We start from the raw sequence: 19,676 nt of genomic DNA, 5'->3' as shown, positions 1-19,676 counted from the left end.
TAATTTTTAATAAAAAAGAGTTGACAAAATTAACTGTAATTATACCAACATTAAATGAAGAATCCAATGTTCAAAGAGCATTGGATTCTGCTTTTTTTGCTGATGAGATTATCGTTATTGATTCTTTTAGTTCTGATAAGACTGTTGAAATTGTTATTGATAATAAAGCGAAATTAATCCAAAGACAATTTGATGATTTTTCTTCACAAAAAAATTATGCAATAAGAAAAGCGACAAATGATTGGATATTCTTGCTTGATGCAGATGAAGAAATTACAGATGAATTAAGGGAAAGTATCTGTTCTAATTTACATAGTAATGAAAAACATAAAGGTTTTATTTTAAAAAGAAGAACTTTTATGGAGGGAAGGAGGTTATATTTCGGAGGCTTTGATAATAAAATTGCTCGTTTATTTCATAAAAGGGATTCTTTTTATAAAGGAATTGTTCATGAGACAATTCAAATAGATGGCTCTTTAGGAAAGCTTAAAGGAAATTTAAATCATTATACATTTAGAAGTATGAATCAATTTAAAACTAAAATCGAATACTATGCTAAATTAAAAGCCTTGGAGCTTTATTCAAACCAAAAAAAAGTAACTTTATACCATCAATTTATTAAACCGATGTTAAGGTTTTTTATACATTATTTTTTTAAGTTAGGCTTCTTAAATGGATATCGAGGGTTTCAGTTTTCATATATACTTTCTTATGGTGTGTGGAAGAGATTCAAATTATTAAAAAAATTAAATAATAAATAGATGAAGATAGGATTTGACGCCAAACGTATTTTTCATAACGCGACAGGTTTAGGAAATTACAGTAGAGATTTAGTACGTATCTTAAGTACTTATCATCCCTCTAACATTTACTATTTATACAACCCAAAACCTAAAAGGATACATCGTTTAAAGCTTCAGCCTTCAATGAAAGAGGTTATGCCAGACTCTTGGCTTTGGAAGAAATTATCTTCGTTATGGCGTCAAAGAGCTATTATTTCGCAAATTAAAAGTAATAATATTGATGTTTTTCATGGTTTGTCAGGAGAAATTCCACGTAATCTCAAAGAAAATGGTATAAAATCTGTAGTTACGATACATGATTTAATTTTTATGAGATACCCCGAATGGTACTCTTATTTTGATAGAAAAATTCATTTTTCAAAGTTTAAATATGCTGCTGAAAATGCGGATTGCGTAATTGCTATAAGTGAGCAAACTAAGCGAGATATAATAAAATATCTCAAAATATCAGAGTCAAAAATAAAGGTAGTCTATCAAGGTTGCCATAATGCTTTTAAGATTGAAAGAACCAATGTAGAAAAGGAAAATTTAAAAAAGAAGCTTCAATTACCAAATCGATTTTTACTTAATGTAGGTACTATTGAAAAAAGAAAGAATGCATTGACCATAGTAAAATCAATAAAAAATATTGATATTTCTTTAGTTATTGTAGGTAGAAGAACGAAGTACTTTCAGGAAATTGAACAATATATTTCTGCAAATGATCTAAGCGGTAAAGTCATTTTTTTAGAAGGCTTATCGATGGATGAATTGTCCACCTTGTATCAATTAGCAGAAATCTTTATTTATCCAAGTGTTTTTGAAGGTTTTGGTATTCCGATTATAGAAGCCTTATTTTCAAAAACTCCTGTTATTACTACTCATAGTGGTGTTTTTCCTGAAGCTGGGGGGAAATATTCAAGATATGTGGACCCCACAGATGTTATGGCAATGGAAAATGAAATTAAGTTGTTATTGTCTTCGAAAGAATTGCGTGATGAGATCACAGAGGAAGGATATAAGTACGCTCAAAAGTTTAAAGACAATTACATCGCTAAAAATATAAATAAAATTTATACAGATATACTTTATTAATAGGTAATAAACATAAAACTTGAAAAATAAGTCAATTTTAAGTGGTTTTATATTACATTTTTCAAAGAGGTTTATACCTTTTTAAGGCAGCTCTATTGGTGTATGATTTTCATTTCCTAAAACGTACGCTAACCAATTTTTAAAACCGTACTTTAATTTTATTTCTTTTTCAACAGCAACATAGGGTGTATTAATAAAATCCTCTAGACCTTCTAAATTATAACCGTCCCAAATAAAAATATTTTCAGGTTTATAAAAATCATATTTAAGTACTTCTATGTTGTTGGTAATTAGTTTTTTATCATAATATAGAGCTTCAAAAGTCCTGAATGATAAACCAACATGAGTTTCATTAAGAAAATCGATAACGATTTTTGCATTTTTAAGCCTTTTTAAGTTTTCAGAATAGGGCAGATGCTTATTTATATATTTTATACCTTTAATGTCATACTTTTCTTGATCTGGCAAGTGTGAAGAAAAAATTATGAAATCTAATTTTAGTCCAAGTTTTTCTGAATAAGATACAAATCTTTCAATCTGAGGCATTCTTTTATTTATAAAAGAACCGATAAAAAAAACATCGTTTTTACATAATGCTTGCGGAATAATTTGCGTATCAAAATCATTATAAAAATTAGTTACGGGTAGTAAATTATACTTTTTATTATTTAAGTCATTTTTATCAAAAACAAAAAATCGATCAAATAAAGGGATATAATTATAAATAGCAGGAAATCTATGTAAGCCATCCCATTGATAAGCAATAAATTTATTTGATTTTCTTTTCAATTTTTGAAGAGTATCAATAGGATAAATATCAGCTCGAATTAAGAGGCAATAATCTACTTTACCTTCAATAGAATCAATAATTTTATCAATTTCTACTTTAGACTTTTCAAACTTTAACTTACCCTTATAAGTTTTATCGTTCAAAAAAGTTTTTCGAAAAAAATTATAGGCTCTTTGTGAAAAATTTTTATACTTGAATTCATGCTCAGTAAAGCATACAGAAATAACTTCAAAACCATAAAACTCTAAATTTGTTTTTATAGATTCAAACATACTAAAGCTTTTAGGAAGCCCTAAAATAATTCTTTTTTTCATATTATGATCTTAAATGAGGTCGTAAAAATATAATTATTTATGTAATGAGAAAGTCAAAATATGTACCTTTGCTTGTAAATTTCCAATGATGCCCAAAGATACCAAAATTCTTATTGATTTAGAACGGATGCGCTATGAAAATACGGGTTTGTCAAATGTTTGTGAATCACTTTATAGGGGGTTAGATAAGTTGAACTACAGAAAATATTTGGCTTTTTACGGAACGAATGATATTTTGTTAAAAATAAATTCTTTTGAAATTGAAAAGTGGAAGTTTTGGCATAAGTTTTATAATCCTACATCGAAAAAATATGATGTTTTGCATATAATGCACCAAGGAAGTTCTTATTTTCCAAGTAGACACAGAAAAAAAATCATAACATTACATGATTTAAATTTTTTACACGAAAACATTTCTAAAAAAAAAACAAATAAATTTATATCAAATTTTAATAAAAATCTTGTTAATACCAAGTATTTAGTTTGTATTTCAGAGTTTACAAAAAAAGATTTTATAAAAAATAAAAACTTATTTACTTTTCCTGTTGATATGGAGATTAAAGTAATTCACAATGGTTTGATTTTTAAAGACTTAAAAGATGACGAGTTACCTGTTAAATTTAATGAATTAAAAGAATGTGAATATTTGCTTAATATAGGTGTACTTCATCCTAAAAAAAATCAATTAGCTTTACTTCCAATAATTGAGAATAATAAAAATTTACATTTAGTTTTAATTTGTAGTAATAAAAAGTCAGAATATTATTCAATATTTTTAAATGAGGTTAAAAAAAGAGGTCTTCAAGATCGTTTAAAAATTTATGAAAATATTGAAGAGAAAGATAAAATATTACTAATTAAAAATTGTAAAGCACTTGTTCACCCTTCTATTGCAGAGGGGTTTGGAATTCCCCCAATAGAAGCTATGTATTATGGGAAACCTGTATTTGTTAGTAATAAAACTAGTTTGCCAGAAATTGTTGGTAAGGAGGGTTACTATTGGGAAACTTTTGAGCCTAAGCATATGATTCAACGGTATCAAAAAGGAATAAAAAATTATTTATCAACTCCAGATAAAAAGCAAAAATTAAAAAAATGGGCCTTACAATATAGTTATGTTGAAATGGCAAAAGAATACGTGAAATTATATGAAAGTTTGATATAATTTCTTTTTACAAAACAATCAACTATAATTAAGATATCTACTTTAAATGTTATACAAAAAGATTAAGTTTAAATTATTTTCAGATGGAAGAGGTGATTTGGTGCCGATAGAAATAGGAAACCAAAAATATGATGTGCCTTTTGAAGTAAAAAGATGTTATTTTATATCGGTACCAACAAATGAAAATAAAGCAGTAAGAGGAAAACATGCACACAAAAACTTAAAACAAGTAATAGTTTGTTTAAATGGTAGTTTTACACTTCGACTTTTGAACAGAAATGGAGAAGAGGAGAGTATTAGGCTTTCAAAAAAAGATGAAGGGATTTATATAGAAAATTTGGTTTGGAGAGAATTAAATAATTTTTCTGATAACTGTGTAATATTGGTTTTGGCAAATCAACATTATGATAAAGACGATTATATTACTGATATTAATGAATTTTTAGCTTTTGTAGAATAAAAACATTTCACAAATAATGAATCAAAAAGTATCTATAATCATACCTTATTATAATGGGAAAAAGTATGTAGAAGAAGCAATTTGTTCAATTATTAATCAAACGTATGATAATATTGAAATTATTATAGTAGATGATTGTTCCTCTCAGAAAGAAGAATTAAACTTTCTAAAAAGATTACAAAAAAAATACGACTTTATCTTGGTGGAGCATCCTCATAATTCCGGAGCATCTAGAGCTTTTTTTACAGGAGTAACTCATTCCACCGGATGTTTCATTGCGTTTTTAGGTCAAGATGATATGTTTTTACCGACTAAAATTGAAAAACAGATAGCTTGCTTTACAGAAAATAACTCTATTGAGGCTTGCTATTCAGGTTTTGAGCTTTTTGATCAAAAAACCAAAAGCAAAAAAATATTTGATACAAGGGAAACAATTGAAGCTATTCAGAAAAAACAAATTCTTCCGTCTTTATATAAAGCAAATAACTTTTGCTTAACGCTTCAAGGGTTGATGATTAAAAAAGAAATAGTAGATACTTTATGTTTACCTATTTGGAACAAATTACTATTAGATGATTGGCCAATTCATATTGAATTATTTAAAAATATTCCGGATAAGGTGTTTTTTATAAACGAAGTATTATTTAGTTATAGAGTTCATGAAAATAACTTGTCAAAAAATAATTATAAAGTTTTTACAATGGTTTTAGATGTTATCTCTACTTTATGTCCAGATGAATTCAAAGATGAAGCTTTCAATTATCATTTGAATCTAATAAAACCAGTTCGTTCAAAAAAAATACGCAAAAAATTATTTAAATGGATATAATCCCTATTTTTTTCTCTTTCGATGAAGGATATGTTCCGCAAGCTGCTGTTACATTTAAAAGCTTATTGACTAATAGGACAAGCAAATGTATATATAAATTATATGTTTTATATACTAATATAAAAAGAAATAGCATTGAATTGTTAAAAAAAACAGTCTATCAACATCCAAATGCTACTCTTGATTTTATTTTTTTAGATGATAGTATTATCGATATAGAATTTAATAAAACAAATTTTTCAACAGACCACCTAGGAACGGTTTTTACTAAAGATACGCTATTTAGATGTATACCTGATTTATTACCTGAATTTAACAAATATGATAAAATTATCTATTCTGATGTAGATATTGTAGTTGTTGATGATATTAGCGACTTGTATAGCATCAAGTTTGAAAAGGAGTATATAGCAGGTGTTAAAATACCTCATTTTTTAGAGCATGAAATTTCTCATTTAGACAATAAGTTTCAAGGTACGTATATTGCAGGTGGTCTATGGGTTATGAATTTAAAAAAGATGAGAGAGGATAAAATAGGAAAGAAAGCTCTTGAAATAATGAAGAAACCTCCATTTAGATTAATATGGAATGATCAAGACGTAATGAATATTGTGTGCGATACTAATGTTTTATTTTTATCATATAGGTATATATCAATCCCAGATTGGTTACCAATTTTAAAAAATAAAAAATTTAGAGATAAGTATTATTCAAGTAGAGAATTAAAAGACTGTATGTACAGACCAAAAATAGTACATTATGCAGGTAAAAAACCATGGAAAGATATTACGGTTCGAAAAGCAAAACTTTGGTTTGATTGGTTAGATAAAACGGACTTTTCATACCTATTTATGGATCAAAAAAAACTATTAGAAAGTCATAAAAAAGTTTCTCGTTTTATTAGGTTGTTAAGAAAGATAAAAATTTTAAGAAAATGATTCATAAATCATCTGAAATAAACAGTAAAAAAATTGGAGAAGGAACAAAAATATGGCAGTTTTGTGTAATTTTAGAAGGTGCTGTAATTGGAAATAACTGCAATATTTGTTCGCATTGTTTTGTGGAAAATAAAGTTACTATAGGTAACAATGTTACTGTTAAAAGTGGGGTGCAGATATGGGATGGTATCACAATTGAAGATGATGTCTTTATAGGAGCAAATGTTAGCTTTACAAATGATAAATATCCGAAATCAAGAAATAATAATTTTAGTTTAGAAAATACTCTTATTAGAAAAGGAGCTGTTATTGGGGCAGGGGCAACTATTTTGCCAGGACTTGAAATTGGAAATAATAGCACCATTGGAGCAGGTAGCGTTTTAACGAAAAATGTAGGAAATCAAGAAGTTTGGTTTGGGAATCCAGCAAAATTGATGGGGTATAAATGCTTATGTGGAAAAAAAACAGATCGAACTCTAACTTGTTATAATTGTAAAGAAAAAAAATAATGATTTCATTTTTAGATTTAAAGAAAATTAATGACCAATATAGTGAGGAGTTATTAAGGGCTTGTCAAGAGGTGATTAAAAGCGGTTGGTATATACAAGGAAAGCAATGTGATTTTTTTGAAAAAGAATTTGCTGATTATTGTGAAACAAAATATGCTATTGGTGTTGCAAATGGATTGGACGCATTAATTTTAATATTTAATGCTTATATAGAAATGGGAGTTTTAAGTGATGGAGATGAAGTAATTGTTCCAGCAAATACTTTTATAGCTTCTGTTTTATCAATATCAAAAAATAGGTTAAAACCTGTTTTCGTTGAGCCATCGTCAGATTATTTAATTAATACAAAGAATATAGAAAAGCATATTACTAAAAAAACAAAAGCAATTTTGGTTGTTCATTTATATGGACAGGTTTGTAATATGGATGCTATTAATAGTTTAGCGATTAGATATAATTTAAAAGTAATCGAAGATGCTGCCCAATCACACGGAGCCTTGTATAAAAACAAAAAGTGCGGTGGTTTAGCAGATGCTGGAGCTTTTAGTTTTTATCCAGGGAAAAATTTAGGTGCATTGGGTGATGCAGGAATGGTTACTACCAATGATATTGTTTTGGCTCAAACAATAAGAAAACTATCTAATTATGGTCAATCAGAAAAATATAAAAACGAATTTAAAGGGGTAAACAGTAGGCTTGATGAAATACAAGCAGCTATGTTGAGAGTTAAATTAAAATATCTTGACAAAGAGATAGAGAGAAGAAGAGAAATTGCTCAGTTTTATTTATCGAATATTACCAATAAAGAAATAGAACTTCCTATCTTAAATAGTAATGAAGCACATGTTTGGCATCTATTTGTTGTAAGAACAAAAAAAAGAGAAGAATTAATAGAGTATCTTAGGAAAAATGAAGTTAATACCTTAGTTCATTATCCTATACCACCCCATAAACAAGAAGCTTACAAAGAATTTTCAAATCTTAGTTTTCCGTTTACTGAAAGGATTCATGATGAGTTGGTATCGTTACCAATTTCCCCTGTCTTATCTAAAGAAGAGGTAAATCTAATCGTAAAAGCAATTAATGAATGGATGTAACTCTAACAATAAAAAAAAATAGAAAAGAATTTAATAAGTTAAAACAAAAATTTATAAACAAGCCATCTCATGAGTTCGCCAAGTCTCTGGTGGAGCTTTTAATGAGTGGAGTTTATGCTAAGTACTATGATAATACGATAGAAGAATTTTATATAAATTATTCTAATCGAAATAAAAAATTGAGAAGTGACTTTAAATTAATTAAACCCAATCATAAGACTTATCTTCATGTAGCATCTGAAGTTTATTTATTAGGAGGACATACGAGAATGATAGAGCGGTGGGTTGGATTTAGTGATAATGATGAAAAACATTCTGTAGTACTTTTAAATCAAAAAGATATTGACGAAATTCCTGAGAAAATAAAGCGTAATGTAGCTATTAAAAAAGGAGTTTTAAAAATTTTAAATCCATCAGATGAATTACTCGATAAAGCAAATACTTTAAGGGATTTAGCTTTCGAATATGATATTATTATACTACACCATCACCCTGACGACCCTGTTCCATTAATGGCCTTTAGCGTAGAAGAATTTAAAAGACCAATTATTTGTTTTAATCATTCAGGCCATACTTTTTGGCTAGGTAGGAATATTGTAGATTTTTGTATAGATATTGAAAAAAATCAAAATAAATGTACCATTGAAAAAAGAGGCATACCTCAAACTCTGACTATAGATATGCCAAGAGATATGGTTCAGGAACATGATAATGATAGTTCAGAAAGAAATAATATAAAGGTTGAGTTAGGAATAGCTAATAATTCTTTGATTGTTTCTTCTATGGCAAGTAATTATAAATTTAAACCTTTAAAGAATATTAACTTTATAGATACAATTCGTAATATTCTTGAAAAAAATAAAAAAGCTTTTTTTCTTGGTATTGGAATGAGTGATAAAGATGAAGGCTGGGATAATTTGAAAGATAAATTTCCAAATAGGTTATTACTATTAGGGGTAATTCCTCATAATAGAGCATTGAAATATTTAAAGGCTGTTGATTTATACATTGATTCATTTCCTTATAACTCATGGGTATCCTTAATTGATGCAATATCTATTGGTAGGTGTGCCTGCTTAGTTTTAAAAACTCCTGTAGGCTATCCGAATTTTCTAGAAAATACAGATGTTATTTGTAGTTCAACGGAAGAACTAATATCAAAAGCAAATTTTCTATTAGAATCGAAGGAGAAAAGAGAAAGTTTTTTTGATAACATTCAAAATGTTTTTATTGAAAAAACAGATCCAAATTATTTTAGAAAAATTCTGAAAAATGTTTATGATAAAGTAAAATTGTCAAGAAATATAGAGAAAAAAAGCATGTTAGAAAAATCAGATATTACTCTTTTTGATACTTATAATTATTTATTTAGAAATATTTCTAGTTATAAGAGGTTTGGTTTGAAAGGGATAGTTGAGCTTGTGAGAATAAAATCATTTTCAGTCAAAAAAATAGAAATCTATCTATTAAATGTGAAAATTTTTAAAATAGAAATAGACAGGTTGTTAAAGCAATCAAAAAAAATCATATCCAATAATCAAAAGTTTAATAAATTTCATGAGAAGTATTATTGAAAAAACAAAGTATTTTCTTAAAGAATCTAAAACAATTCTTTATCCCACGGATACAGTATGGGGAATAGGTTGCGACGCTACGAATAGTGATGCCGTAAAAAAGGTTTATAAGCTAAAAAATCGAGAAGAATCTAAGAGTTTAATCATTTTGGTTGATTCTGTTGAGATGCTGGAGAGGTATTTAAAAAGTGTTCCTAAGGAAGCATTGGAATATTTGAGCAATACAACAAAACCAACAACTATTATTTATTCTGATCCGATTAACTTAGCTCAAAACACTATTGCTGGTGATAATACGATTGCTATTAGAATTGTTCAAGATGAGTTTTGCAGGAATTTAATCAGAAAATTTGGAAAGCCTATAGTTTCTACCTCAGCCAATGTAAGTGGAGATCCTACGCCGAAAACTTTTTCGGAAATTAGTGCTGCTATTGTAAATAATGTAGATTATGTGGTAAATTTGCATCAAGATAGCATAGCAGAAAAATCATCAACTATTGTGAAAATTGATAATGGAAATGTGACGATTATTCGCGAATAGTATATATAAATACCCGACAAGATTATTTATCATGCCGGGTAAGAACAAGTAGGATTTAATTTGTTTAGTATTCTGAAAGCTTTGTCAAAACCTGAGAGCCGCCAAATCCTACAATATCAGCTTTCCCGTCACCATCTAAATCCCCAACTCTTTTTACGTGACTTTCGGTTCTCCAACCTTCATTATGATATGAATAATCTTTTACCCATGAGTAAGTTCTACTGCCGAAACGGTTATCTTCCGAAAAAGCCACCCAAACATCATGATAACCAAATCCTACAATATCAGCTTTTTCATCCCCGTTTACATCTGCAACTTCTCTGGGGTTTCCTTTATAAATCGTTTGTGTTTCATATTTGTCTTCACACTCAAAAACTTTAAATTCATAAGGAGGTGCACCTTTTGTGCCCCATTTACATTCTTTACCTTTTTTTACTGTTTTTGTTTCCTTGTAATTAACTTTCCAACCATGAGCATAAGTAAAGTCATTAAAAGAAGAAAAACGATTCAGTGTTTTTTTTGCTGAATTAGCATGTTTATTTTCTGTATTCGTATTTTGAATAGGTACTATATCTTTTTCTGAGGAACAATAGGAAAATAAAACAAGTATGTTTATTAATATTAATAGTTTTTTATTTTTTGCAAATAATTTTTTTATAAATTTTTATCATTTTTTTAATTAAATTTATTTGTGTGTCGTTGGATACTACTAGTAAAACATACTATAGATAAGATATTTTTATAATCTACAATTAGTAAAATAATTATACTACCGTAAAAGAATATGGATTATATATTCATTAGCAATTTTTTTTAAGCGACAAAAACTTATAATATTTTCTTAAATAAGCAAGACTTATTTTTTTAGAAATAGAGATATGAATTTTGTTGAATTATAAGAAATCATAAATCTTTTTCGGAAATTAGTGTTGCTGTTGTAAATAATGTAGATTATGTGGTAAATTTGCACCAAGATAGCATAGCAGAAAAATCATCGATTGTTATAAAATTAGCAGATGAAAATGTGATTGTGATTAGAGAATAAAATTATGCCAGACCACTATTTTAAAGAAGCTTTAGAAAAAGAAATATTTAAATATATCAACCAAGCCACAGAAGAACTACAATTAGAAAGTTATGTTATAGGCGGTTTTGTAAGAGATTTCATCTTAAATAGAGGGAGTGCCAAAGATATCGATGTTGTAGCAGTTGGTAGTGGTATAGTATTAGCAAAGAAAGTTGCCGAAATATTACCGAACAAGCCAAAGGTTCAAGTTTTTAAAACATATGGAACAGCTATGTTACGTTTTAAAGATATAGAGATTGAATTTGTTGGGGCTAGGAAAGAATCTTATAGTGAAGATAGCAGAAATCCAATGGTATCTAGTGGAAGTTTACAAGATGATCAAAATAGAAGAGATTTTACTATCAATGCATTGGCATTAAGTTTAAACACAAAAAATTTCGGATTACTTTTAGATCCGTTTGGTGGAATTGTTGATTTAGAAAATAATTTAATTAGAACACCATTAAATCCTGATATAACCTATTCTGATGACCCGCTGCGGATGTTGCGAGCAATTCGTTTTGCTACTCAATTGAACTTTGAAATTGAAGAAGAGTCTATAAACGCGATTGAAAGAAACGCATCTCGTATTGATATCATTACCAAAGAAAGAATTGTCGTTGAATTAAATAAGATTTTAGAATCTCCGAGACCTTCCATAGGCTTTTTACATTTAGAAAAAACTTGTTTACTGGAGAGAATAATTCCCGAATTAACTGCGTTAAAGGGGGTAGAAGAAGTAGAAGGTCAAAAGCATAAGGATAATTTTTACCATACGTTAGAGGTTGTAGATAATATTTCCGAAAACACACAAGATGTTTGGCTTCGTTGGGCGGCACTTTTACATGATATAGGTAAGGCTCCCACAAAGAAATATCATAAGAAACTAGGTTGGACATTTCATTCGCATGAGTTTGTAGGATCTAAAATGGTATTTAAATTGTTCAAGCGATTAAAAATGCCATTGAACAATAAAATGAAATTTGTTCAAAAAATGGTTTTATTAAGTTCACGTCCTATTGTTTTGGCTTCAGAGGTAACAGATTCAGCTGTTAGAAGATTGGTTTTTGATGCAGGAAATGATGTTGAAAGTTTAATGACACTTTGTGAAGCTGATATCACTACTAAAAATCCAAAGAAATTCAAAAAGTACCACAAGAATTTTGAAATTGTAAGATTCAAAATAAAAGAGGTTGAGGAAAGAGACCGTATTCGTAATTTTCAACCCCCAATTACTGGCGAGGAAATTATGAGAACTTTTAGTTTAAAGCCTTGCAGGGAAATAGGTCAAATAAAAGAGGCTATTAAAGAAGCTATTTTAGATGGAACGATCCCTAATGAATATGAAGCTTCCTATGAATTTATGGTAAAAAGAGGTGAAGAACTGGGGTTGAAAAGAACTTAGGTTTGATTCGTTTGCTTAAAAAAACGATTCAAAACTTTTATGGATAATTCTGTTTCTATTTTATTTTTTCGAAATTGCATTGTCCATTCTTTTGAATTTTTAATAATTTTTAACGCCTCATCCGGATTTTCGATATAATAAGCCCTTTTTTCTAAAAGGTCTGAGTAGTCATCTTTTATTAAAACGTAGTGATAATCAGGAATTAACTTACCTTCCATATACCAAGTTTCGAATTTAGGTTTTGGCATAAAGCAAAGAGAGTTGGAGGACATTATCCATTTTAAATTTGTAGCAACATCAACTCCTTCAATAGACAAAACAAATTTAGAAGCCAATTGCTCTTTAATAGATAAGAAGCCTTTTTTCCAGTTAGGGTTATCCCGTTTAACATGACTTACGTCCCCAATATCACAAAAAGGATGATTATAGAACATGTCAACCAAAAGTCGTCTATTTTCTTTATGTATCGTTCCTCTCCAAACTATTTTGTCATTTTTTTCTAAAAAAGTTCTATTATCATCAATAAAATGAAAATGCCGTAAAGAATCAAGCTTCATTAAAACTGAATTTCCATTATGATTTATGGGCCTGCTTTTAACCAGAGTTGGAGTATCAAAGTTTTGAGTTATATCACCGAAAGCGAAATTAATTTTCTTATTTCTTTCGAAGTATTTGACTACTTTCATTAAATCGAAAAAATACATGCTTCCTTTTTTAGGACGTTTGAAATTTCCGATACGAATCCATTCTTTACTGGGACTAGAGTTTATATTTGAAGAAATATAGTAATTTATTCTATCTTCAATTTCTTTATTGCTGTTAGCGAGCCAATTCTTTAAACGAATACGATAAAAAACGCTAGGAATTAAATGTATGACGACATGGGTGAAATAATAATAAAATTTCTGTCTTTTTAGTGCTTTGATAATTTTCATTACTCTAAACTTTGCATGGTTACAAGCTTATGATATTCTCCCTTAGTTTTCAATAGTTCTTTATGCTTTCCTTGCTCAATAATTTTGCCTTGTTTCATGACAACAATTAAATCGGCATTTTGAATGGTAGATAATCTGTGAGCAATAACTAATGATGTTTTATTTTTCATCATTTTTTCTAAGGCATCTTGTACTAGTTTTTCTGATTCAGTATCTAATGCTGATGTAGCTTCATCCAATATCATAATTGGAGGACTTTTCAATACTGCTCTTGCAATGGCAATACGCTGTTGCTGGCCACCAGAAAGGGAAGTTCCTCTATCACCTACATTAGTTTCATATTTGTTATCAAAATCTTTTAAAAATTCATGAGCATTGGCAACTTCTGCGGCATATTCAATAGCTTCAATTTGTGCATTTGGATTACTAAGAGCAATGTTATTAGATGCTGTGTCATTAAATAAAGTTGGACTTTGGGTAACAACGCCCATTAAGTTTCTAAGCGATTTCTTAGTAACATCTTTGATATTGTGGCCATCAATGTATATTCCGCCTTCGTTGACTTCGTAAAAGCGAGTTATTAAGTTTGCTAGTGTAGATTTACCACTTCCTGATTGACCTACCAAAGCCACTGTTTTTCCTTTTGGTATTTTTAAAGAAAAATTTTTTAAAACATAATTTTCTCCGTATTTGAAAGAAATATTTTTAAACTCAATTTCATCATCAAATTTTTCCAGTTCAACACTATCTTTTTTATCCTCCAAAGGATTTTTTGTATCTAAGATTTCAAAAATACGTTGAGCAGCAGCGTTTCCTTTTTTAATTTCATTATTAGCTTTAGCCATTGCTTTTGCAGGGGTCAAAATATTATATGCCATTGCCATAAAAGCAATAAAAGTACTTCCTAGGAATGATTTATCAATCAATACCATTTTGCCCCCATACCAAAGAAGAGTGGCAATAGTAACAATACCTAGGAATTCGCTCATAGGGCTCGCCAATGCTTCTCTAATACTCATTTTATTAGAAAGAGTTTTAACTTCTTGCGATTGATCTAAAAACCGTTTTGAGAATAGCCCTTCACCATTAAAGGCTTTAATAATTTTAAGACCAGAAATACTTTCTTCTATAATTCCTAAAAGATTCCCGCTTTTTTCAAATATTTCAGAGGATTGCTGCTTGATTCTCTTACTGATAATTGATATTATAAAACCAGCAATAGGAATAAACGTAAATATAAAAATAGATAATTCCCAACTAGTTTTTATCATAAAAAACAATGTGAAAATTATATTTAAAGGTTCACGAATAAATGTAATCACTAGATTTAAATAAGTTTCATTAATAACACCTACATCTCCCGTTGCCCTGTTAATCAGATCTCCTTTTTTTTGTTCAGTAAAGAATGGTAGTGGTAAGCTGATTATTTTATTATACATGATACTTCGTAAATCATTTAAAACATTATTTTTTAGAAATACCATGGTTAACTGACCGAGGTAATTGAATATGTTTTTTAAAAGAAATACAGCAACAACCACTATGACAACATAAAGCAATGTTCTTTCTGCTCCGAATGTCTTATTGGTATAGGTAACCCAATAATTTAAGAGATTTCCTAAATATTCTTTATTTAAGGATTCATAAATCCCCCTAAATACAGGTTTTGTACCTACTTTTTCTGTTTCACCAAATAATATATTCAATGTTGGCATTAACACAACATATGAAAGTGTTGTAAATAGCGCGTACAGGATATTTAAGGAAATACTTAATATCCATAATTTCTTGTAAGGAGATGCGAATTTGAAGAAACGCTTAAAATAATTCATTAATATAAAACGTATTAGTTGTTATATAAACAAGCAGATTGTAAATGGTTAAGTGTTCCAAGTTAGAAATTTTGATTCTTGAATTTTAGTGAGTTCAGGAGGAGAAGAGTTTAATACTTTTCCATTTAATACTTCTTCATATTTTTTTATATAGTTTAGCGCCATAGTTTTTGAATTAAAGTTATCAGCCGCATATTCGTGACATTTTTTTGGCGAATAAATAGCGGTATTCTTAATAGCTTCAGTCAACTCGTTTTGATTGTTTGAGAGGTATCCGAATTCTTTTGGAACTAGTTCTTTTAAAGAGCCATATGGAGTTCCAAAAACAGGGCAGCCAAAATAGAGACTTTCTGTAATGGCAAGTCCGAATGGTTCGTGCCATAATACAGGAAAAATTAGTCCTTTGGATTTATTGAGTAGGTTGTTTTTTTTCGAACCACCTACCATTCCATAAAATGAAGTTTTTGGAGAAAATGTTAGCCTTATTCCCATATTGAAATTAAAGCGATACCCACCCAAAACTCGAAGTTTATGATTTTTTATGTTTTTGATTATATTTATGGCTCCTTGAACGTTTTTAAGTCGCCAAGCTGCTTTACCTAAAAAATGAAAATAATTCTCCTTTTTAAAATCAGGAGTCATATAGTCATTCCAATCTAGACCATTGTATACGTAATTTGTAGATCCATATCTTTGAGCATGATTTTTAGAAACAAATATTATATTTTTATCCAAAGGATATTTTTCAAATATATTTCCATGCATTGTAATAACATACGGATATTTACAATTGTCCAATTTGTTTTTTTCTGGTATAAACTGAAAATGAGCAATATCCGTATTTTCTGGTATTTGTGACCAAATACTTTTTTTATCATTTATCACTTTTATATTCGCAAAATTACAATAGGAGCCCTGTTTAACTAAATAAGTTACGTTGTGACCTAAATTGGATAACTCCTTCCCCAAATGCCAAATTACTCGTTGAGTTCCTCCGTAAAGGAAAACAGGAATTATACTGTTGTCAATTATTGTTATATTCATTTTTAAATAGATAACTCTTTTTTGATACGCTGTATTTTAGAATCAAGTTGTTCTTCAACAGATTTCGCATTTTTAATCGAATCAAGCGAAGTTTTCGTACTTATATAAAATTTAATTTTTGGTTCAGTTCCACTTGGTCTAGCAGCCACTTTTGTCCCATTTTCCGTTTCATAGATCAATACATTTGATTTTGGTATTTTGATTTCAGTTTCCTCGCCACTTATCAAATTCTTTTTTATTGATGTTTTATAATCATGTAAGAATAACACGGTTTCATTGTCAATAGTTGTTAATGGATTATTCCTTAAATCAATCATCATCTGTTCAATTTGAGAAGCACCATTCATTCCTTTTTTTACTAATGAAACAAGGTGTTCCTTGTAATAACTATGACGAATATATAAATTCAGTAATTCTTTATAAAAAGAACTTCCTTTAGATTTTGCATCTGCTGCAATTTCACAAGCAAGTAGGGCAGAAGTAACAGCATCTTTGTCTCTAACAAAATCGCCTACCATATAACCAAAACTTTCTTCACCACCTCCGATAAAATCTAATTGAGGGAAGTCTTTTATCATTTTGGCAATCCATTTGAATCCTGTTAACCCAACCTTCGTTTCAACTCCATAACTATCGGCTATTTTATTTACGAGATTGGTAGACACAATAGTTGAGCCAATAAATTGATTTCCGTTTAGTTTTCCTTTCTTTTTCCAATCGTTTATAAGAAAATCGGTCATTAAACTCATTGTTTGATTACCGTTTAGTAATTTCATATCGCCATTTAAATCACGAACGGCAATTCCAATTCTATCAGAATCAGGGTCTGTTCCTAAAACAATATCAGCTTTGGTTTCGTTAGCAAGGTTAACAGCCATTTTTAACGCCTCTGGTTCTTCAGGGTTTGGGGACTCTACAGTAGGAAAGCTACCATCTGGTTCAGCTTGTTCCTCAACAATATGAACGTTTGTATATCCAGCTCTTTTTAATACCTCAGGAATCAATTTAATTGAAGTTCCATGTAGAGGTGTAAATACAATTTTTAAACTCTCTCTTCCTTTTATTTCGAAAGATCCATTTTTTAATGAGGCTTTCCAAAACGCTTCATCAAGATCTTTACCAATGGTTGTTATTAATTCTTTTTTAGCATTAAAATTGATATCAGTATATTGTACATTACTGACTTCATTAATAATGCCAAAATCTTGTGGTGGCACAATTTGTCCCCCGTCACTCCAGTAAACTTTGTATCCATTATATTCTGGAGGATTGTGTGAGGCTGTTAAAACAATTCCAACATCGCATTTTAGATAATTAACAGCAAAAGATAATTCAGGTGTAGGCCTTAGATCCTCAAAAAGAACTACTTTTATATTATTAGCAGAAATCACATCAGCAACTGTATTGGCAAGCCACTGGCTGTCATGTCTACAATCATAACCGATAGCAATTTTTAATTCTTTTCCAGGTTTCTCTTTTATCAAGAAATTACAAAGTCCTTGTGTTGCTTTACCGATCGTGTATTTATTAATTCTATTAGTTCCAGCTCCAACAATACCGCGCATACCGCCGGTTCCAAATTCTAAGTCTTTATAAAATCTATCAGCAATATTATTAGAATCAGTATTTAATAATAGTTCAATTTCTTTTTTTGTTTCATTGTCAAAAGCATCTGAAAGCCATTCCTTTGCTTTTACTAGTATTTCCTCCATAAGGTTAAATCAATATTTTTTGAAAATAATTATATTATGAATTCAGTATTTCTTTTATTTTATAGTGTTTTTGATTTGAATTACTTTTAATAATTAATTCACCTAAAAACCCAGCAAGGAACAATAGGGTTCCCAAAATCATAGATGTTAAAGCAATATAAAACCAAGGATTATCGGTAACTAAAATAGTTTTTATATGATTAGCCACTCTAAACAATTTTATGGCACCGATTAAAAAAGCTGATAAGAAACCAAAAAAGAACATTAATGTACCCAACAAGCCAAAAAAATGCATTGGCCTTTTACCGAATTTACTGAGAAATGAAATAGTTATTAAATCTAAAAAACCATTAATAAAGCGGTCCACACCAAACTTAGTAACACCATATTTTCTAGCTTGATGTTGTACTATTTTTTCACCAATATTTTTGAATCCCTCATTTTTAGCGAGAACAGGAATGTATCGATGCATTTCTCCACTTACTTTTACCGTTTTAATAACTTCGTTTTTATAGGCTTTTAGTCCACAATTAAAATCATTCAATTGTAAACCAGAAGTTTTTCTAGCTGCCCAATTAAAAAATTTCGAAGGTATGTTCTTCGTAATTACATTATCGAATCTTTTCTTTTTCCATCCAGAAACCAAGTCAAAGTTATCATCTTTAATCATTTTGTACAATTCGGGAATTTCTTCCGGGCTGTCCTGTAAATCGGCATCCATAGTGATCACTACATCTCCTTTTGCAGTTTGAAAGCCAGCATCTAAAGCCTGAGATTTTCCATAATTCCTTTGAAAACGAATTCCTTTAACTTCTAGGTTCTTTTCTGATAGATCTTTTATAATGTTCCAAGAGTTATCATTACTACCATCATCAATAAAAATAACTTCATAAATAAAGCAATTGGATTGCATAACTTTTGCAATCCAATCGTATAATTCTTGTAATGACTCCTCTTCATTAAGAAGTGGTATTACTACCGATATATTCATGTACGATTTTCTTAAATCTATAAAAGATCAAATTTACTAGTCTTTTAAAGACTATACAACCTTTTTTATAAACTAATTAGTACGTTTCTTCTTCTGTTTTCTTCATTATTGCACCAGCAATTGCTGAAACAACGAAGCCCATAAAAGCAAAAAACAACAAACCCATTGCAATACCTAATAGAGGACTTTGTTTTTTTTGACTTTCTATGCTTTCCTCAATCATATCTTCAGAAATCCCCCATTTTTCCATACTTAATCGAGCAAATTCTAGTTTTTGTTCAATTAGTTCAGGAGCAATTACATTTTCAAGTATATATTGGAATCCTAGCGCTAATATTCCCCATAGCATTGCTATTCCTACCCCAATTTTTAAGGCTTGCCCCCAATTAAGGTAATCATTGTTTAATAATTTAAACTTTCGAATACCTAAAACTAATAGAGTTAAAGGTAATATTAAACTAGTTAAAGAAAGGGCAATACCAGGATTAGCTGCTTTTCCCATAGCATAAAATACCAATGCTAATAAAATGCTTGTGCTTCCTGCATACAAACCATATTCTAAAATAATATTTTTACTGTTTGTTTGATTTTCCATTT

19 protein-coding genes are annotated in these 19,676 nt (G+C 29.3%); 11 read left to right on the top strand and 8 right to left on the bottom strand.

Annotated elements, in window-relative coordinates:
• Nucleotides 1–20 precede the first annotated feature (20 nt).
• Together AC2GW8_RS02430 and AC2GW8_RS02425 are read left to right on the top strand one after the other, a co-directional pair.
• Entirely contained in the window at nucleotides 21–761 is a 741-nt protein-coding gene (locus AC2GW8_RS02430; RefSeq protein ID WP_440881207.1) for a glycosyltransferase family 2 protein, read from the top strand.
• Nucleotides 762–1,877, top strand: coding sequence for a glycosyltransferase family 4 protein (locus AC2GW8_RS02425; RefSeq protein WP_440881206.1), 1,116 nt, complete (start codon nucleotides 762–764; stop codon nucleotides 1,875–1,877).
• Between the two features lie 81 nt (nucleotides 1,878–1,958).
• Here AC2GW8_RS02425 and AC2GW8_RS02420 read toward each other — a convergent pair whose 3' ends face one another.
• Nucleotides 1,959–2,981: a WaaS/CpsH family glycosyltransferase gene (locus tag AC2GW8_RS02420; protein WP_440881205.1), complete on the bottom strand. Its 1,023-nt coding sequence runs from the start codon at nucleotides 2,979–2,981 to the stop codon at nucleotides 1,959–1,961.
• An 88-nt stretch (nucleotides 2,982–3,069) separates the two neighbouring features.
• Between AC2GW8_RS02420 and AC2GW8_RS02415 the strand changes: the two genes are divergently transcribed.
• From AC2GW8_RS02415 to AC2GW8_RS02380, 8 genes are read left to right on the top strand one after another with little or no spacing between them, the layout of a single operon-like run.
• A complete protein-coding gene (locus tag AC2GW8_RS02415) occupies nucleotides 3,070–4,146 on the top strand; it encodes a glycosyltransferase family 4 protein (RefSeq protein ID WP_440881204.1) in 1,077 nt (358 codons plus the stop codon).
• A 46-nt stretch (nucleotides 4,147–4,192) separates the two neighbouring features.
• The gene (locus AC2GW8_RS02410; RefSeq protein WP_440881203.1) at nucleotides 4,193–4,606 is read left to right on the top strand and encodes a sugar 3,4-ketoisomerase; all 414 of its coding nucleotides are present in this window, start codon (nucleotides 4,193–4,195) and stop codon (nucleotides 4,604–4,606) included.
• A 16-nt stretch (nucleotides 4,607–4,622) separates the two neighbouring features.
• Complete coding sequence (locus tag AC2GW8_RS02405; RefSeq protein WP_440881202.1) at nucleotides 4,623–5,435, top strand: glycosyltransferase; 813 nt, start codon at nucleotides 4,623–4,625, stop codon at nucleotides 5,433–5,435.
• Entirely contained in the window at nucleotides 5,426–6,373 is a 948-nt protein-coding gene (locus AC2GW8_RS02400) for a glycosyltransferase family 8 protein (RefSeq protein ID WP_440881201.1), read from the top strand. Before AC2GW8_RS02405 ends, AC2GW8_RS02400 begins: the two co-directional genes overlap by 10 nt.
• Nucleotides 6,370–6,882: an acyltransferase gene (locus tag AC2GW8_RS02395; protein ID WP_440881200.1), complete on the top strand. Its 513-nt coding sequence runs from the start codon at nucleotides 6,370–6,372 to the stop codon at nucleotides 6,880–6,882. Before AC2GW8_RS02400 ends, AC2GW8_RS02395 begins: the two co-directional genes overlap by 4 nt.
• Nucleotides 6,882–7,979, top strand: coding sequence for a DegT/DnrJ/EryC1/StrS family aminotransferase (locus AC2GW8_RS02390; protein WP_440881199.1), 1,098 nt, complete (start codon nucleotides 6,882–6,884; stop codon nucleotides 7,977–7,979). The genes AC2GW8_RS02395 and AC2GW8_RS02390 overlap by 1 nt, the downstream gene beginning before the upstream one ends.
• Nucleotides 7,970–9,553: a hypothetical protein gene (locus tag AC2GW8_RS02385; protein ID WP_440881198.1), complete on the top strand. Its 1,584-nt coding sequence runs from the start codon at nucleotides 7,970–7,972 to the stop codon at nucleotides 9,551–9,553. The genes AC2GW8_RS02390 and AC2GW8_RS02385 overlap by 10 nt, the downstream gene beginning before the upstream one ends.
• On the top strand, nucleotides 9,537–10,094 hold the full coding sequence (locus AC2GW8_RS02380) for an L-threonylcarbamoyladenylate synthase (protein WP_440881197.1): 558 nt from the start codon (nucleotides 9,537–9,539) through the stop codon (nucleotides 10,092–10,094). Before AC2GW8_RS02385 ends, AC2GW8_RS02380 begins: the two co-directional genes overlap by 17 nt.
• A gap of 64 nt (nucleotides 10,095–10,158) precedes the next feature.
• Here the strand turns inward: AC2GW8_RS02380 and AC2GW8_RS02375 are convergent, their stop codons facing one another.
• The gene (locus AC2GW8_RS02375) at nucleotides 10,159–10,434 is read right to left on the bottom strand and encodes an FG-GAP repeat domain-containing protein (protein ID WP_440882174.1); all 276 of its coding nucleotides are present in this window, start codon (nucleotides 10,432–10,434) and stop codon (nucleotides 10,159–10,161) included.
• A 709-nt stretch (nucleotides 10,435–11,143) separates the two neighbouring features.
• Between AC2GW8_RS02375 and AC2GW8_RS02370 the strand changes: the two genes are divergently transcribed.
• Nucleotides 11,144–12,565, top strand: a complete 1,422-nt coding sequence (locus AC2GW8_RS02370; RefSeq protein ID WP_440881196.1) for a CCA tRNA nucleotidyltransferase — start codon at nucleotides 11,144–11,146, stop codon at nucleotides 12,563–12,565.
• Here AC2GW8_RS02370 and AC2GW8_RS02365 read toward each other — a convergent pair.
• The 6 genes from AC2GW8_RS02365 to AC2GW8_RS02340 all read right to left on the bottom strand — a co-directional run bounded on the left by AC2GW8_RS02365 (nucleotide 12,562) and on the right by AC2GW8_RS02340 (nucleotide 19,674).
• Nucleotides 12,562–13,500, bottom strand: a complete 939-nt coding sequence (locus tag AC2GW8_RS02365) for a glycosyl transferase family 90 (protein ID WP_440881195.1) — start codon at nucleotides 13,498–13,500, stop codon at nucleotides 12,562–12,564. The two genes, AC2GW8_RS02370 and AC2GW8_RS02365, sit on opposite strands and share 4 nt — an antisense overlap.
• Nucleotides 13,500–15,332: an ABC transporter ATP-binding protein gene (locus AC2GW8_RS02360; RefSeq protein ID WP_440881194.1), complete on the bottom strand. Its 1,833-nt coding sequence runs from the start codon at nucleotides 15,330–15,332 to the stop codon at nucleotides 13,500–13,502. The genes AC2GW8_RS02365 and AC2GW8_RS02360 overlap by 1 nt, the downstream gene beginning before the upstream one ends.
• A gap of 48 nt (nucleotides 15,333–15,380) precedes the next feature.
• A complete protein-coding gene (locus tag AC2GW8_RS02355; protein WP_440881193.1) occupies nucleotides 15,381–16,376 on the bottom strand; it encodes a glycosyltransferase in 996 nt (331 codons plus the stop codon).
• Between the two features lie 2 nt (nucleotides 16,377–16,378).
• Nucleotides 16,379–18,088: a phospho-sugar mutase gene (locus AC2GW8_RS02350; protein WP_440881192.1), complete on the bottom strand. Its 1,710-nt coding sequence runs from the start codon at nucleotides 18,086–18,088 to the stop codon at nucleotides 16,379–16,381.
• Nucleotides 18,089–18,122: 34 nt separating this feature from the next.
• Complete coding sequence (locus tag AC2GW8_RS02345; RefSeq protein WP_440881191.1) at nucleotides 18,123–19,079, bottom strand: glycosyltransferase family 2 protein; 957 nt, start codon at nucleotides 19,077–19,079, stop codon at nucleotides 18,123–18,125.
• 76 nt (nucleotides 19,080–19,155) lie between these two features.
• Complete coding sequence (locus tag AC2GW8_RS02340; protein WP_440881190.1) at nucleotides 19,156–19,674, bottom strand: DUF4199 domain-containing protein; 519 nt, start codon at nucleotides 19,672–19,674, stop codon at nucleotides 19,156–19,158.
• Between the last annotated feature and the right edge of the window lie 2 nt (nucleotides 19,675–19,676).

Source organism: Tenacibaculum profundi, from assembly GCF_057162725.1.
Note: the sequence above shows the minus strand (reverse complement) of the source record. Positions and strands in the feature narration are given on the sequence as shown.